We start from the raw sequence: 15,283 nt of genomic DNA, 5'->3' as shown, positions 1-15,283 counted from the left end.
TTTTGTTTTGTCATTGACGATTTATCCTTAGATAAATCACCCTGCACGTTTGGTTCGTCTTCTTTAATTTTCAAAGGTCTTGTTCGTTGTCGCGCTCTCGCGACAACTATCTAAGTTTATCATTTCTTAGAAACTTTGTCAACACTTTTTTGAAACTTTTTTTCGTTTCGCTGTTAACCAGTTCCTCAAGAGACAACTCAATTATTCTATCATCTTCTACTGAACTTGTCAACACTTTTTCGAAACTTTTTTTCATTCCGCTACTGACTAGTCCCTCAAGAGACAACTCAATTATTCTATCACGACTTATACACATTGTCAACCGGTTTTTGGAGATTTTTTTTGGATTTTTTAAACACTCTCTATTCTTCCAGTTCGTGATTCTCTTCTTGTAGAGCCCGTACGGATATGCTCTCTCGTACAACTCCTAATGTCAATCCAAGTTTAAATGTTCGATCTTGGAAAAATCTCCCACATCAATACACAGTTCATTTTTGACACGTTCCTTCTTTGTTAACCTTTCAACAACAATGTGAAGAGCTATATAGTTGATATTCTTTCCTGTTTATTATGTAGTGACCGAATTTGCTCCTCATCGACTTTATATCTAGACTATTTTTTCAAAAAACAAAAGTCGCTAGATTTTTCTAACGACTTTGTTATTATACGCGTTCAACTTTGCCTGATTTTAGTGCACGTGCTGAAGCCCAAACTTTTTTAGGTTTACCATCAATCAAAACAGTTACTTTTTGAAGGTTTGGTTTAACTGCGCGTTTAGTTTGGTTCATAGCGTGTGAACGGTTGTTACCTGATACAGTCTTACGACCAGTGAAATAACATACTTTAGCCATTGTATCTTCCTCCTCATTTGATCAAATATATCGGATGTGCTAGCACCACATACCATACTATTCTAACAGAAAAGATTGGACTTGGCAAGAATTATTTTCACTTTCTTTTTTTAAAATATCTATACTCATAGGTAAATATTTTAATACTACAGTTTGCGCACCATCCATAATTCTTCGTTCTCTAAGCTATTACAGTCATGAAAACTTTGGAGCGGTTTATATTTTAATTGTTCTCTGCTCACTTCTATCGTAGATTTCTTCATAGCGAAGAACTAGATCAAACTCAATCAACTACATAATAAAAAGGATTCTCGAAAGAAAATCCTTTTTTGCTTAATCTAAGAAACTTATGCTTTGTTTGCTTGAAATCTGAGATTTCTTCGCAGTTACATTAAGCTTTGTTCGCTGAACCGAATACGTCGATACGCTCTTCAACAGATGCTTGGATAGCTTTCACGCCGTCTGCCAAGAATTTACGTGGGTCAAAGAGTTTTTTCTTATCGTATTCTGCTTCATTTGCTTCATAAGCTGCTGCAAACTTACGAGTTGCGTTTGCAAATGCGATTTGGCACTCAGTGTTTACGTTAACTTTAGCAACACCCAATTTGATTGCTTCTTGGATTTGTGCATCTGGAATACCTGAACCACCGTGCAATACGATTGGGAAACCTGGTACAGCTTCAGTCAATTTACGCAAGTGGTCAAGGTCAAGACCTTCCCAGTTTGCTGGGTATGGACCGTGGATGTTACCGATACCTGCTGCCAAGAAGTCAATACCAGTTGCAACCATTGCTACTGCGTCTTCAATTGGAGCCAATTCACCAGTACCTACGATACCATCTTCTTCACCACCGATAGTACCAACTTCAGCTTCAACTGAGATACCTTTAGCGTGCGCCAATTCTACAACTTCTTTTGCTTTTGCAAGGTTTTCTTCTACTGGAAGGTGTGAACCGTCAAACATGATAGAAGTGTAACCAACTTCGATACACTCAAGTGCATCTTCGTAGTGACCGTGGTCAAGGTGAATAGCAACTGGAACTGTAATGTTCATTGATTCAATCAAGTTTGCAATCAAGTTACGAGCTACTTTGTAACCACCCATGTACTTAGCCGCACCCATAGAAGTTTGGATAAGAACTGGAGCTTGTTTTGCTTCTGCTGCACGCAAGATAGCTTGAGTCCACTCAAGGTTGTTTGTGTTAAATCCACCAACTGCATAACCGTTGTCACGCGCTGCTTGGACAAATTTTTCTGCTGAAACTAATGGCATTTCGATAGCCTCCTAATATTTTTTGAGGTTGCACCTCATACTCTTCTATTCTATCATTTTTATTTTGAAAATGCTAGTTGAAACCGTCTAGTTTTGAGAAAACTTTCACATATCTTTTCATGAAAGCCATAATAATGCCTGTTTCGTATCATTCTTGTAATTTATGAACTAGCATATATCGTGCTCTGCACTTATCTGGACAAAGCAAAAGGACTAGCCTTAGCTAGTCCACTATGCGGAGAGTGGGACTTGAACCCACACGACCTAAAGCGGTCACAGGATCCTTAGTCCTGCGCGTCTGCCAATTCCGCCATCCCCGCTTAACACAGGAACTAGTATATCATTAGGAACTATCCTTGTCAACACTTTTTTTGAATTTTATTTTTTTATTTTTACTTTTTTTGCCAAAACGTCTGCCAAAACGTATTGATTTAGCTGATTCTTTTGCAACACTCTACTATATAATGATATTGCTTAAAACCGCCTAGACAATGATGCCATATGGGGGTGATATTTCGCATTTTCTTCTATAAATACTGACATCTTTTTCGTTATATAAAAAAATATAAAAGAAGATTGAATAATCCAATCTTCTTCTATAGTGGTTATACTTATTTTTCATTCTCTATAGCTGCTGAAACAAAGGCTGTATACAAACCTTCAGGGCGATTAGGACGAGATTGTAGTTCTGGATGATATTGGCAGGCAACGAAGAATTTATTTTCTGGAATTTCAACAATTTCTACCAAACGGTTGTCTGGTGACACGCCTGAGAAAACAAAACCTGCTTTTTCAAATTGTTCACGGAATTCATTGTTAAACTCATAACGATGACGATGGCGACGTTGTACAACTTCTTGATTATCATAAGCAGCTGCAGCCTTGGAGCCACGTTTGAGCTTGCTTGGATAAAGACCTAAACGGAGAGTTCCTCCTAAATCTTCTACTCCAATTTGATCACGCATGATGTCAATAATTGGATATTTGGTTTCTGGGTCTAATTCAAAGCTGTTAGCACCATCTAAACCGAGAACGTGACGAGCAAATTCTACACAGGTCAGCTGCATTCCCAAGCAGACCCCTAGCATTGGCACGTCATTCTCACGAGCATAACGAATGGCTTGTATTTTCCCTTCGGTACCACGTTGTCCAAAGCCACCAGGAACGATAATTCCTTGTGCTTGTCCTAGACGTTCAGCTACGTTTTCTGCTGTCAAATCATTTGCATTGACCCAATCCAATTCGATAGCAGCATCATTTGCATATCCTGAGTGTTTTAGAGCTTCAACTACAGAAATATAGGCATCTTGTAATTCTACATACTTACCAACTAAAGCGATTTTTACTTTTTTCTGGAGATTAAGAACCTTATCTACCATTGCTGTCCACTCTGTCATATCTGCTGGAGGTACGTCGAGTTTCAAGTGATCGCAAACAATTTGATCCATGTTCTGCGCTTGCATATTTAATGGGATTTGGTAAAGATGTTCGACATCCAAGGACTCAATAACTGCTTCTGGAGCGACATCACAGAATTGTGCCAGTTTATTTTTAATTCCTTGTCCAGCAGGCTGCTCTGTCCGAATTACCAACATGTTTGGCTGAATACCTAGACCACGCAACTCTTTTACAGAATGTTGTGTTGGCTTGGTTTTCATTTCGCCTGCTGCTTTGAGATAAGGCAAGAGTGTTGTATGGATATACATAACATTGTCTGAACCGACATCTGCCTTCATCTGACGAAGCGCTTCAAGGAATGGCAAGCTTTCAATATCACCTACTGTACCACCCACTTCCGTGATGATGACATCTGCATCTGTAGTACGAGCTGCACGCTTGATTTTGTCTTTCAAAGCATCTGTAATGTGCGGAATAACTTGAACTGTCGCCCCTAAATATTCCCCTTTACGCTCTTTACGGAGGACTTCGCTATAAATTTTACCTGTTGTAACATTTGAATATTTGTTCAGGTTAATATCGATGAAACGCTCATAGTGCCCAAGGTCCAAGTCGGTTTCTGCACCGTCATCCGTCACAAAAACTTCACCGTGTTGATACGGACTCATTGTTCCCGGGTCAATGTTGATGTATGGATCAAATTTTTGGATTGTTACCTTGAGACCTCGGTTCTTCAATAAACGACCTAGACTGGCTGCTACAATCCCTTTGCCGATAGAGGAAACAACACCACCTGTTACAAAAATATACTTTGTCATGCAAACTCCTTTTCTACGATTCAGGCTAATAGGAAGCGATTTGTGGGGATACTTCCTGTTAACTTGAAGAAAAAACAAAAATAGCTCCCTATCGCTAGGGAGCTCCGACCTCAAAAGAGGTGCCCGATAATATCTTATCGTAATTTGGTAGTCTTGTCAAATTATTTTTAAGAACCTATGGGGATATAATTCTTATTCGTCGACGACCTCTTCATCTGAATACTCGTCGTCATCTTCACCTAAATCAACATCCTCTTCATCCAATTCGTCATCTGGGATAATTTCGTTGATTTCTGAATCATAGGACTCAACTTCATCTTTTTCGTCATCTGGATTTTCATCATCGTATTCTGATGATGCACTACCCGGATAGTTGTCCTCATCCTCTGGATCGTCATGTCCGTAGTCAATCGCATCCTCATCACCGTCCATGAAGGCATTGACACGTTTCTTCTTGCGTTTTGGTGCATCTTCATCATCTTCTTCAAGAGTGATCACTTCTTCGTCAATCTCATCGATTGCGTACCAAGAACGTAAGCCCCATTTGTTTTCGCCAAGTGGAATGAAGCTTCCATCCACATTCAAATCAGAATAGAAGGTTGGGAGGGCTGCGCGAATCTCGCTGTTTGATTTTTCAAGGTAGTTTTGAATTTCATTGACCAAGTCGTTGAAATACATTTCGTTGTCACGTCCACGTTCTTCCAAAATAGCACGGGCTACTTCAATCATGGAAAGTTCGCTTTTTTCTTGTCCTGCAAATACGTTAAGTTCCAAGGCTGTTCTCCTTTTTTGTCTTTCCTTTCTATTTTACGCTAAAAAAGGCAAATAGTCAAAGATAATCTTTATCGTTTTTCTGTAAAAAAATACCTGCAGAGCTCAGCGCTACAGGTATTTTGTTTACTATACTTGTTCTTCTAAACTTGGAAGGGAAATGGTCCGTTTGACCCCATCCTTATCTACAAGTCGAACAACTTTGCTTGTTGCATCATATTCGAAAGCTTCAAAAGAAACTTTGTAACGGTCTGAGAGTGTGACCAGACTTTGTTCAAAGGTTTTGAAGTCCATGCCAAACTCTTCTGCTCTTCGTTTTAATTCTTCTGTAAACTCGTCAATTTCCTCAGTTTCTTCAGAAATAATTTCTTCATCACTTTCTTCCGTCTCTGTTTCTTCTGTTGATTCAGATGGTGTACTTGGTGTAATTACTCCCCAGCCATCGTCTGAAACAGGGCGTTCTTGTGGATTAGTCATGTAGTATTTAACCGTTGCTAGGAAATCTTCTAGACTATACCCTTCAGGACTTCTTGCACTGCCTTGGTCAAACCATTTAAAGGATACATAGTGATAGTGATCTTGATGCGGAATCACTAGAGTCCCGTTGCGTACTTCGGTCGCATAGCCAGCATTGTAGGTCAGTGCTTCGAAAGGAACGACTTTCTTCGCTTCAACTCGGTTGTAAATTTCCTCTGCTGTTTCTTTGGCAACTTGTGGCTGTTCTGGCGTTGTTGTCTCGCCTGCACTTGTCCCTGTTTCAGTTGGTGCAGGTGTTGACGGTGAACTAGAATTAGATTTCTCACGTTGAGCTACCATAGCCTCTGCTGGGATCAGCTCGCTTAAGTAATTCAAATCACTCTTGTTAATCCGACGGTAACCATCTGTAATCACACGTGGGATGCGATAGTTATCCGTACCTATTTTCACTTTTGGATCTAATAGGTCTGCCGGGTCAAAAATATAGCCGTCTTTTGTTGTATATTTTCCTGCTGCCTTAGCTTCTGCCAATTCTTCTGCCGAGTGAACAATTTGCCAATTTTTCAAACCTGCACGTTTCTCAATTGGTGTGACATTTTTCGCCAATTCTTCAGCGTCTCTTTTATCAAGAAGAGTTTGTACAGCTTCCAATTCTTCTTTAGATAAATCTTTCTTGGAAATTGAACGCAGAGAACCACCTGTCGCTCTTGGTAGACTGAACGCTTGACTAAAGACAAAACTTGCTGGATCTAGTACGTCTTCCGCCGAGAAGATATAGCCATCATTTGTTGCAAATTTCCCTTTTGCACGTGCATCCATGACTTCTTCTGCGGTGTGAATGATTTGCCAATTTTTCAAGCCTAAGCGGTTTGCTTTAGGTGTTGCATTTAGAATTGGGGGAACAAGATCCGTTGCTTCTCCATCACCATGTCCACTTGTAGTCCAAGCAGATGGACGAATTTCAGGATGTTGCATGATATAGCGGATCGTTGCAATTTGTTCCTTACTCAACCATGTGTAAGGTAGGACGTGGATGTGATCAATGTGTGGAATAATAAAGGATTGTCCAGTATCATAGGTCGCATTCGCTCCCTTCATCGGAATTTGATCCATACCGACCAACATGGCTGGCGTAAGATCTCCTTCTGCAAGCGGTGCAATATCAAAGATATACTGCTTATCTTTTTCTGCCAAGGTCAACTCAGCAAAAGAGATTTTCATCAAATCTAGTTCGTCACGACCATACGTATACGTTTTTCCACCTACTTCCATTTCATAAACAACTTTTCCAGCCAATTTACGTTTAGCCGTTACTTGTTTGTATTCAAATGCAGGGCGGTTTTCTTCTTGAATTGGTTTTACAGGTGTTGAATCATTCCCTTGACTTGGTGTTGTGGGTTTAGCATCGTTTCCTACTTGTTCAGATGTTTTCGGTGGCACTTGTTTGCCTGCCTTCTCATTAACCCACTCCTCTACTTGCTTGATTTCAAAATCTTCGAGTTCGCCAAAACCAACATAATGGAAATGATCTCCATGACTAGCTATCAACCCTTGATCATCAACTGAGGTAATAGAGGATTTGCTAAAGATGTATCCATCACTTGTAAAATATGCCTTACCATCTAACCCTTTTCCATAAGCAGGAATTTGACGTCCCATATAGGAAACTACTTTCCCTGTTGACTGCTTCGGTTGTGTTGGTAATACTGGTTGTGTAGGCGATACCGGTTGCGTTGTAACCGTGCCGATTGGTGTTACTGGACGATTTGGTTGTGTCGGTGTGTGTTGGGAGTGACTTGCTTGTGCACCAGGAGAAACACCTGCTCCATTTACACCGATCATTCGAGAAATCTTCTCTTCTAGAGGAGACATCTGGCTGTATGGGATAAAGTGGTAATGGTCGCCGTGTGGAACGATGACACCTGCTGCGGTTTTCTTCGTAATCGTTCTTGGGTCAAATACCAATCCATCTGCTTCTACATGGCGTTGAGATAGCGGCGTTGCATCCAATTGAGCCAATAAACTAGCCAAATCCTGACCTTGCCCCGCACTAATTGTTGTCTGTTGTGCTCTATTGTTTCTATCGCCATATTGACTACCACTAGCCGAGCTCGCACTTCCTTTTTGATTCCAGTAATCTTGTGCAGCCTTCAATTCGGCAGCTGATAAATCTTTTTTAGGAATAAAGTGGAAATGGTCGCCGTGTGGAACGATAAAACCATCTCCCGTGTCTTCAATAACATCTGTCGGATTAAAGACATAGCCATCGTCTGTTCTGTAGCGGCCGTCTTTACTATTTCCTGCTGCCTGATTCTTACTGTCAGCAGAAGAGATTCCTTTTTGCCGCTCCACTTCTTCTTTGCTACGAACATTTTTGCGTTTGCTAGGGTCTTTTAGATAGAGATAGTATTTCCCATCGACTTTTATGACGTAGCCATCCTGGACTTCATTGATAATGTGACTATCTTGTAAAACATAGTTTGGGTCCTTCATGACCAACTCTTCACTAAAAATCGCATCAAAAGGGACTTTACCATTATAGTAGTGGAAATGGTCGCCGTGTGATGTCACATAGCCTTGATCAGTAATTTTAACGACTATCTGCTCAGCGTCAATATTTTCCTTGGCAGAAACTTGATCAGGCGTTAATTGTTCAGCAACGGTAGTTTGTACACTTTGACTATCTTCAATATAGGACACACGATTTTTTTGTTCTTCCATCGCTTGGAAACGTCCAAGCTGATAGCTACAGAGACTCATCCCTAAAACAAGGGCAGCTACGGAGCCAACAACTGCTTTTTTCTTCATTTTTTCTCCTTTCGGTCGATAGAATTCGGCCTTTTATTTTAACTCTTGAGCTAATGTTTCTAAGACTTGCTCTAGATTTTCTAGATAGGTTAAATTATTTTCTGGATCTGCTTCAAGAGGATCCAACACTTTTAAATCCACACCTGTCGAACTCGCCAATGCCTTGGCAAGCTTATCCGAGGCACCTTTTTCTGTAAAAATTGTTTGCACACTGTAGGTGTCAACAAATTCTTTAATTTCTGCCAACTGTCTAGGGCTTGGTTCCTCCTCTGAAACTCCTGCGATTCCCAACTGCTTCAACCCGAAGCGTTGCGCAGTGTAAGAGAAGGCTGTGTGTTGAGTGACAAATGTTTTTGAAGTGGCTTTTGAAAAGATTGGGCTATACTTGTCTGCCAACTTTTGCGCCTTTTCCTCCAAGGTTGCGGCATTTTGACGATAATAATCCGCATTCTTAGGATCACTTTCTGCTAAAAGTTCACCGATCGCAACAGCTTCCTGACTAACCAAAACTGGATCCAGCCATGTGTGGGGGTCATATAAACTAGCTTCATCAATCCCTTGACCAGCTTCCATGTCTTCTAACCCTGGAACCTTTGTCAGCGGTAAATTAGTCGAAGCCTCCAAAACCTTGACAGATGAACCTTGCAAATTGGGTTCCAAACGTCCTGCCCAGGATTCCAAAATTCGCGAATGATAGATAAAAACATCTGCATCGTATATGGCCTTTATGTCCGCAGCCGATGGTTCATAAGAGTGTATGCCCTGTCTTGAGCCAATCATTCGAACATCATTTTTGCTCCCAGACACTTCCTTAACCAGTGAATAAATTGGGTAAAATGAGGTGACTATTTTCATTCCTGGCTGCACTTGACTCGCTTCCTTCTGAGCCGAGCAAGCTGCTAAAACAAAACCGAATAAGGCAACAAAACAGCCCCTTATCACTTTCTTTAACATAACTACCTCCTTTGTTAACCAGTTAACTATATCACAAGAACATTAACCAGTCAAGCATTTTTTTAAAAAAATAAGACTTTCTTTTTATAAGCCAGTCTTACCTTTACTTAAACGAATTGTTTCACTCGTTTGATCTCTCCCCATTCACGCTTTCTCTTTTTATATCCAATAAAACTTGTCAGACGGACAATATTCAATACCCAATGCAAGAAAAAGTATCTGAACAAGGTTGCTAGGAAGGCTTTGCACAAATCCATAGGTCCAATAAATAAATCTTGCGAGTAGACGCGTTGCAAAAATGATGCAAAGGTGATTAGTGAGCAAAAAGCACTATAGAGGAAAAAGAGCGATATGAAAAATGAGATGTTTAGTTGATGATAAATCAATGAAAGTAGAATCACGAAACAACCGAAAGTCTCTATAAACGGAGCTAAAAATTCAAATAGCATATAGTAAGCATAGGAAAAATATCCCACCGCCCCAAAACGAACTCGCGATAGCATTTTTCGGTATTTTTTTAGACATTGATAGAGCCCCAAGAACCAGCGACGGCGTTGTTTGCATAAATCACCGATAGAGCTCGGTGCTTGACTCCAACAAATGGCGCTGGTTTCATAGCAGATTCGATAAGGAATATTGTTATTTCTACAGAAATAGTGCAATTTCATGACTAGCTCCATATCTTCTCCCAGTGTCTGCCTATCATAACCCCCAACTGCTATGACATACTCCTTGTAAAATAACCCAAAGGCACCTGATATGATGAGATTGGATTGCAAATAGTCCAATAAAATTCTACTCCCTAAAAAAGAACAGTCATATTCGATAGCTTGTAAACATGGGAGCACCGACCACGGCAACTGGTAATGGCTGACCTCTCCGTCAGTTATTCGTACCCCTTGTGAAACTTGGACGACTCCACCAACAGATATGACATTCTCCCATTTCTGCATGGGACGGACGAGGTTTTTCAGAGAGTTTCTTTGTAACATCGAATCTGCGTCGATACACAAAAAATATTCGTGCTTGGCTGCGTTGATACCGAGGTTAAGAACATCCCCTTTGCCTCCATTTTCTTTTTCAATCAATGTCAGACAAACAGAACCAAACTCTTGTTCTGAGATTCTGTGATAAGGACGACAAGAAAGCTTGTAGTCAATTTTTCGTTGACTGTCCTTCATCTGAAAATACTCGCGAACCAGCTGTGCTGTTTGATCTTTAGAACCGTCATCTAATACAATGATTTCATAGACAGGATAGTCCAATTTCAATAAGGATTCTATGGTGGAAATAATGGTAACTTCCTCGTTGTAAGCTGGGACCAATATAGATATTGGTGGATAATTGCCCTCACGCTCCTCTAGCTTCCTCCGTCGCTTTCTATAGCGCTCATGGAGATGAATACCTCCTGTCACTACAGAAAGCAACAAAAAGCTTGCGTACAACACCAAGTAAGTCAAAAATAAGAAGCGTGAAATTGTTAAAAAAATGCTTAACCAAGTCATCCCTGTCCCCTTCTAATCAGCGCTTGCGCTCGACCATTTGTGGTTTCTTATAAAAAAGTCTACGTTTGATAATATAAGCCATATTAAAGATTAAAATAGCAATGCAAATAATAATATAAAAGTACAAGACATTGTGTATCATTTTTCTTCCTCTTTCCAATAGTCTTTTAGCATGGTGTATGAAGTTTTTAGAACTCCTTCTACGGTAGGTCTATTCCATTTTTCCAAGCGATAGTTTTCCATCCGAATATACTCCCCTTTTTTCCACTCACCTAAACCAAGCTGGATAGAATCAATCGCTATCTCCGAAACACCATAATGTTGATAATAGTCATCGTGTATCCTTCCTTGTGAGGGATTTGAAAAATTCAACAATTGCCACGGAATCCGAATTTCTATAACCTTCTCTCCAAAGTAAATATCCGCCTGCGAATCAAACTCTTTTGCTCCCCTCTGACTGTTTCCAGAACGTAGCCGTCCCGTTTCATAAAGCGGATTCCATTTATCTTCTCGTTCGGCTTTTTCCAAGTCTTCAAAAATCCGATTGTGTTTCAATACAAGCGATGCCGTTGTAAAGTGCGATGAATCTTTTTTAGGAATGTCAACAAATGGGTCACTTCCGCTTGTTTGTTTGAGATAGTTAGCTCGAACCGCATCATATCTCTCCTGAACCAATAAACGGCTGTTGCTTTCCCCATCTATAGCTAGGAGAAAATCTGCTCTCCCTAAGAAGTGTACTCTTTCATCCTTCCATTCCATACTGCCGGTCTTCGGTGTAATATCAATAGGAATCAGCCACCGATTTGCACCATCGGTCTTTACGGCAGTCTTTTGAATAGCTAAATATAAATAACTTTCATCCCCATCAACAAGTAATTTATTCCCGTTATTTTCAGTAATAGCTTGCTTTTTCCACTCCTCAAGCGAGCCATCAAGACTGTGATTCTTTACTCGATTTTCAAACGCCATCAAGCCGAAGCCTTGATTATTTGATTGAGCATCTCCCCATTGGAAACGGCTGTGCCGGTCTGTTGTAAAAGCTGTATTCCAAGTACGAGCACCCCAATCATCTTGCCAGGACTCAATGATTCCTCCTACAGCGCCTGTCTTTAAAAATGCTCGAAAATCCCTAATCAACATTTCTCCCTGCTGTGTTTCTGTTAGGGGTCCTTCTATATCTCCTTGATTCAGGGCTGTAATGGCTCTAGAAGTCGAATAACCATAGCCAGAAATCAAGACAGGAACTTGATGATAGCGCGTTAAGAGACCGACATAATTTTCTGGGTAGTTTTCTTTTTTTATTTTTGTAACATCTTCTATCGAAAGACTTGGATTTTCCCCAAGGTAATCAAGTGCTTTGGGGTGATAGTCCAATAATTGATAGGAAGCAAATACGCCTGTTCTTAGGCGATCGCTTACCGATAGATTTTCAACGTTCAATTGAGCATATTTTGAAGCTTGCGCTGCGAAGGGTTTTCGATAGATAAATGGGTCTGTTAGGGTCGAACTGGCAAAACTCACCAAGTGTTGCCAGCCATATTTTTTAGTCTCATAAACAACCATTTCATCCAATACTTCAGCTAACATCGCCTCAAAAGCCGTGGCAGTCTGACCCGTACTGATATACTCTCCCTTATAAGAAGTCTGCTTCACTTGATGATTGGTATAAGCGACTGTCGAACCATTCCATTGGTCACCAACGATAAAACCAAGCACCCATTTGGAAACATCTTTCCGATAGTAATGACTCCCCAAGTCAGTATTCCAGACTTTTCTTCGACCATGGATGACATCAACGGCATCTTTTACATCCTCCAATAGTCGTCCTCGATATTGGGGATGGTAGGCATCAATAGCTGTATTATCTCGAACATCATCCACTCGAACCCCTTGCAAAAGATAAAGCGGCTTATCTGACTGACGATTGTGCTTATCCAAGGCAACATAAAAATCAACATCCATAATCGTTTTTACACGAATAGTATTGGCTCCCATGTCTGAGATGCTCTTCATCCATGACAGGTAACGTTTCTCTCCAATAGCAAAATCATTTTGATGGTAGCCAGCTATGCCACTATCTATTGTTACCCCTTTGACAATAAATGGATGCTCTCCCCCTTTTGTTTTCCGTACCAATTCCTGATTGCGAACCTGGAAAGTATAGTTAATAGTCTCTTCCGAGTACACCTTAGGGATATACAAACTCCCATCAAAATAATACAAATAATAACCAACCGTCAATATGCAAACCAGTATACTGACAACTATCAAATACTTTTTCATAGCCCCTCCTAATAATCGACTAGCGTATTTGTATTTTTGGATGGAGCACAGTATTGATACAAGGTTTCAATATGCTCATCCAACCACTTCCCACGATCTTCAATAAAGGCTTTTACAACATGCACAGCTTCTTCGTAACTTGCTTGATTACGTTCATAGGGCTGGAGATAGTTATGTTCATCCATTTTTTGCAACTGAAAGACGTAGCCCCATTTATCATTATTTCTTTGAATGGCTGGTCCTAAAAATTGAACTGTCTTATCAATATGATCGTGAAGACGTTTGGTACTGAGCAGATTTTTGCGTAATTGATGGTACTTATGAACGACTAAATCGATAAACTCCCTATCCTTGATCATCATGCTAAACCACGGAACCTCCAGCATCGAGAAACCTGCTCGATCGTATTCTACATCGCTGTGGTTATCAAATGCGTTGTTAAAATCCCATACAGCAATCTTCATTTTATCTCGCAAATCCTTGTAGAGATAGGTGGAGAATATTCCTGCATCCGTATTACGGAAGAATTCATTAATAACGAAATAGGTCGCAAAAGCATTCTTATCTACGTAGTGCCCGTACTGTTTTAAATCGTAGGAGTATAGGATTCTCTCAATCTTACTAATATCCTGCTGGATAAAGTCTTTTTGAGCCTCTGTTATTTTTCGGACATTTGGATAGCGAATATCTAGCGATGACTGATCTGCTTGATAGGTATAGCCAACATAGTTATCGACTGGATTTTTTGACTTATGCGGTCGGTCCCAAACAGCAATATATGATGTTTTCAAGGAGCGTTTGTCACTTTTTTCAATAGGGATTCTATGCACTCCCTGTTCTATACTCTCAACAATTAAATACAAACCTTGGTACTCTCCGTTAATCATCACTTCACTATAACGGACATTGGGAGCATACTCCATCAATTCGCCAGCTAGGTTATAGGATATATAATTTCTCAGCAGACTCCTATCCAAAAATGGACCGTGCAAGACCCACTCGGACTCCTTTGGCATTCCCGCAACCGTGTACTCTACATCCTCTCCTTTTTTATCGACAAAACGTAGTTTAATTGATTTCTTATCAAAATGCCGAGAGGAATTGCCACGATACGCTATTTCCGCCAACGTTTCAACACGCGCCCCATCCCCGACACGGTTTACTTCATCTAATTTATCGTACAGCCGAACAGTTCCTCGTACAGATTGTTGTCTTGTTCCACCTTCATTTTCTCCTCTTTCTAGAGGAATTACCTTCCCATCCAGAGTGTCAATTTCAATAATCGGTAGGTGACTGGCCAAGTGCTCAACTGGACTCACTGGTTGGGCAGATAGAGAAACTTTATGATGGTAAAATCGTTCTTTATGCTGTTTCAGGTCTAGCATCCGTAGACTAAAAATACCAAGCAGCAACCCGATAAAAACTAAATGATACAGTATTTTTTGTTTCATAGATATTATCCATTGATGTCATCACTTTGAGTCACGACATTAAAATAGTCTACCTCCCCCAACTGATAGACTTGTTCAACTAAGCTATTATCTGCTGAATAGTATTTGTCATAAACACGCCGATTGACCTCAAAAATCAGCTCCAACATATCTGCTTTTGTATTTTTTACACGTTGAACAACATGTCCGTTAAAATACTGGAAGAAGAGTCCTTCCAAAGGAACTTCTAACTCTCGATTAGCTCGTACAATTAATAACATCCGATTTTCATTTTTAACCCTTCCCCAGATGAGAAGCAGCAAGAAAATCACACTACTTCCAATCATTGCAACTATATAATCTCCAACACCACAACAGATTCCAACTACAATCGTCCAAAAAATATAGGTTGTATCGCGAGAATCCTTCACTGCTGTCCTAAAACGAACCACCGAAAGCGCACCAACCATCCCCAAGGACAGTGCCACGTTATTCCCAATAACAGTCATAACAGTCGCAGTCAGTACCGTCAGTGTCATGAGCGATATGTTAAACTTTTTACTATAGGTCGTTCCAGCATGCGTATAGGCATAAGAAATGTAGATGACTCCTCCTAAAATAGCTGCCACCACAATATGCATAATCATATCTTGGATTGTCAATGTTCCATGTTGTTCTAAAATATTTCGTAATAAATCTTTCATCTATCTTCCCT

10 protein-coding genes and 1 tRNA gene are annotated in these 15,283 nt (G+C 40.3%); all 11 read right to left on the bottom strand.

Translation table 11 applies throughout. From position 1 onward, the window contains the following. Nucleotides 1-662: 662 nt before the first annotated feature. The 11 genes from rpmB to GPW69_RS01650 all read right to left on the bottom strand — a co-directional run bounded on the left by rpmB (nt 663) and on the right by GPW69_RS01650 (nt 15,272). Nucleotides 663-851, bottom strand: a complete 189-nt coding sequence (gene rpmB, locus GPW69_RS01700; RefSeq protein ID WP_001140948.1) for a 50S ribosomal protein L28 — start codon at nt 849-851, stop codon at nt 663-665. Nucleotides 852-1,242: 391 nt separating this feature from the next. Then, nucleotides 1,243-2,124: a class II fructose-bisphosphate aldolase gene (locus GPW69_RS01695; RefSeq protein ID WP_004195761.1), complete on the bottom strand. Its 882-nt coding sequence runs from the start codon at nt 2,122-2,124 to the stop codon at nt 1,243-1,245. A 234-nt stretch (nt 2,125-2,358) separates the two neighbouring features. Beyond that, nucleotides 2,359-2,444: transfer RNA gene (locus GPW69_RS01690), tRNA-Leu, on the bottom strand. Nucleotides 2,445-2,735: 291 nt separating this feature from the next. Then, on the bottom strand, nt 2,736-4,340 hold the full coding sequence (locus GPW69_RS01685; protein WP_074391426.1) for a CTP synthase: 1,605 nt from the start codon (nt 4,338-4,340) through the stop codon (nt 2,736-2,738). Nucleotides 4,341-4,532: 192 nt separating this feature from the next. Further along, nucleotides 4,533-5,114 (bottom strand): DNA-directed RNA polymerase subunit delta, encoded by a 582-nt coding sequence (gene rpoE, locus GPW69_RS01680; RefSeq protein WP_014637475.1) that lies wholly within the window; start codon nt 5,112-5,114, stop codon nt 4,533-4,535. A 126-nt stretch (nt 5,115-5,240) separates the two neighbouring features. Beyond that, nucleotides 5,241-8,396, bottom strand: a complete 3,156-nt coding sequence (locus GPW69_RS01675; protein WP_074391425.1) for a pneumococcal-type histidine triad protein — start codon at nt 8,394-8,396, stop codon at nt 5,241-5,243. A 33-nt stretch (nt 8,397-8,429) separates the two neighbouring features. Beyond that, a complete protein-coding gene (locus GPW69_RS01670; RefSeq protein ID WP_074391424.1) occupies nt 8,430-9,350 on the bottom strand; it encodes a metal ABC transporter solute-binding protein, Zn/Mn family in 921 nt (306 codons plus the stop codon). 107 nt (nt 9,351-9,457) lie between these two features. Next, nucleotides 9,458-10,855, bottom strand: a complete 1,398-nt coding sequence (locus GPW69_RS01665) for a glycosyltransferase family 2 protein (RefSeq protein ID WP_232051778.1) — start codon at nt 10,853-10,855, stop codon at nt 9,458-9,460. A gap of 138 nt (nt 10,856-10,993) precedes the next feature. Further along, nucleotides 10,994-13,138 (bottom strand): hypothetical protein, encoded by a 2,145-nt coding sequence (locus GPW69_RS01660; RefSeq protein WP_074391423.1) that lies wholly within the window; start codon nt 13,136-13,138, stop codon nt 10,994-10,996. Between the two features lie 8 nt (nt 13,139-13,146). Next, nucleotides 13,147-14,589: a CotH kinase family protein gene (locus GPW69_RS01655; protein ID WP_074391422.1), complete on the bottom strand. Its 1,443-nt coding sequence runs from the start codon at nt 14,587-14,589 to the stop codon at nt 13,147-13,149. Nucleotides 14,590-14,594: 5 nt separating this feature from the next. Beyond that, the gene (locus GPW69_RS01650) at nt 14,595-15,272 is read right to left on the bottom strand and encodes a DUF4956 domain-containing protein (protein ID WP_074391421.1); all 678 of its coding nucleotides are present in this window, start codon (nt 15,270-15,272) and stop codon (nt 14,595-14,597) included. Nucleotides 15,273-15,283 lie beyond the last annotated feature (11 nt).

This window comes from Streptococcus suis (genome assembly GCF_902702775.1).
In the GTDB taxonomy this organism is placed as follows: domain Bacteria; phylum Bacillota; class Bacilli; order Lactobacillales; family Streptococcaceae; genus Streptococcus; species Streptococcus hashimotonensis.
The sequence above is the reverse complement of the archived record's forward strand: the minus strand, read 5'-3'. Positions and strand labels throughout refer to the sequence as shown.

Excerpts from the sequence above, each read along its gene's own strand:
- rpmB (WP_001140948.1), bottom strand. The coding sequence starts at position 851 with ATGGCTAAAGTATGTTATTTCACTGGTCGTAAGACTGTATCAGGTAAC.
- GPW69_RS01695 (WP_004195761.1), bottom strand. The coding sequence starts at position 2,124 with ATGCCATTAGTTTCAGCAGAAAAATTTGTCCAAGCAGCGCGTGACAAC.
- GPW69_RS01685 (WP_074391426.1), bottom strand. The coding sequence starts at position 4,340 with ATGACAAAGTATATTTTTGTAACAGGTGGTGTTGTTTCCTCTATCGGC.
- GPW69_RS01675 (WP_074391425.1), bottom strand. The coding sequence starts at position 8,396 with ATGAAGAAAAAAGCAGTTGTTGGCTCCGTAGCTGCCCTTGTTTTAGGG.
- GPW69_RS01670 (WP_074391424.1), bottom strand. The coding sequence starts at position 9,350 with ATGTTAAAGAAAGTGATAAGGGGCTGTTTTGTTGCCTTATTCGGTTTT.
- GPW69_RS01665 (WP_232051778.1), bottom strand. The coding sequence starts at position 10,855 with ATGACTTGGTTAAGCATTTTTTTAACAATTTCACGCTTCTTATTTTTG.
- GPW69_RS01660 (WP_074391423.1), bottom strand. The coding sequence starts at position 13,138 with ATGAAAAAGTATTTGATAGTTGTCAGTATACTGGTTTGCATATTGACG.
- GPW69_RS01655 (WP_074391422.1), bottom strand. The coding sequence starts at position 14,589 with ATGAAACAAAAAATACTGTATCATTTAGTTTTTATCGGGTTGCTGCTT.
- GPW69_RS01650 (WP_074391421.1), bottom strand. The coding sequence starts at position 15,272 with ATGAAAGATTTATTACGAAATATTTTAGAACAACATGGAACATTGACA.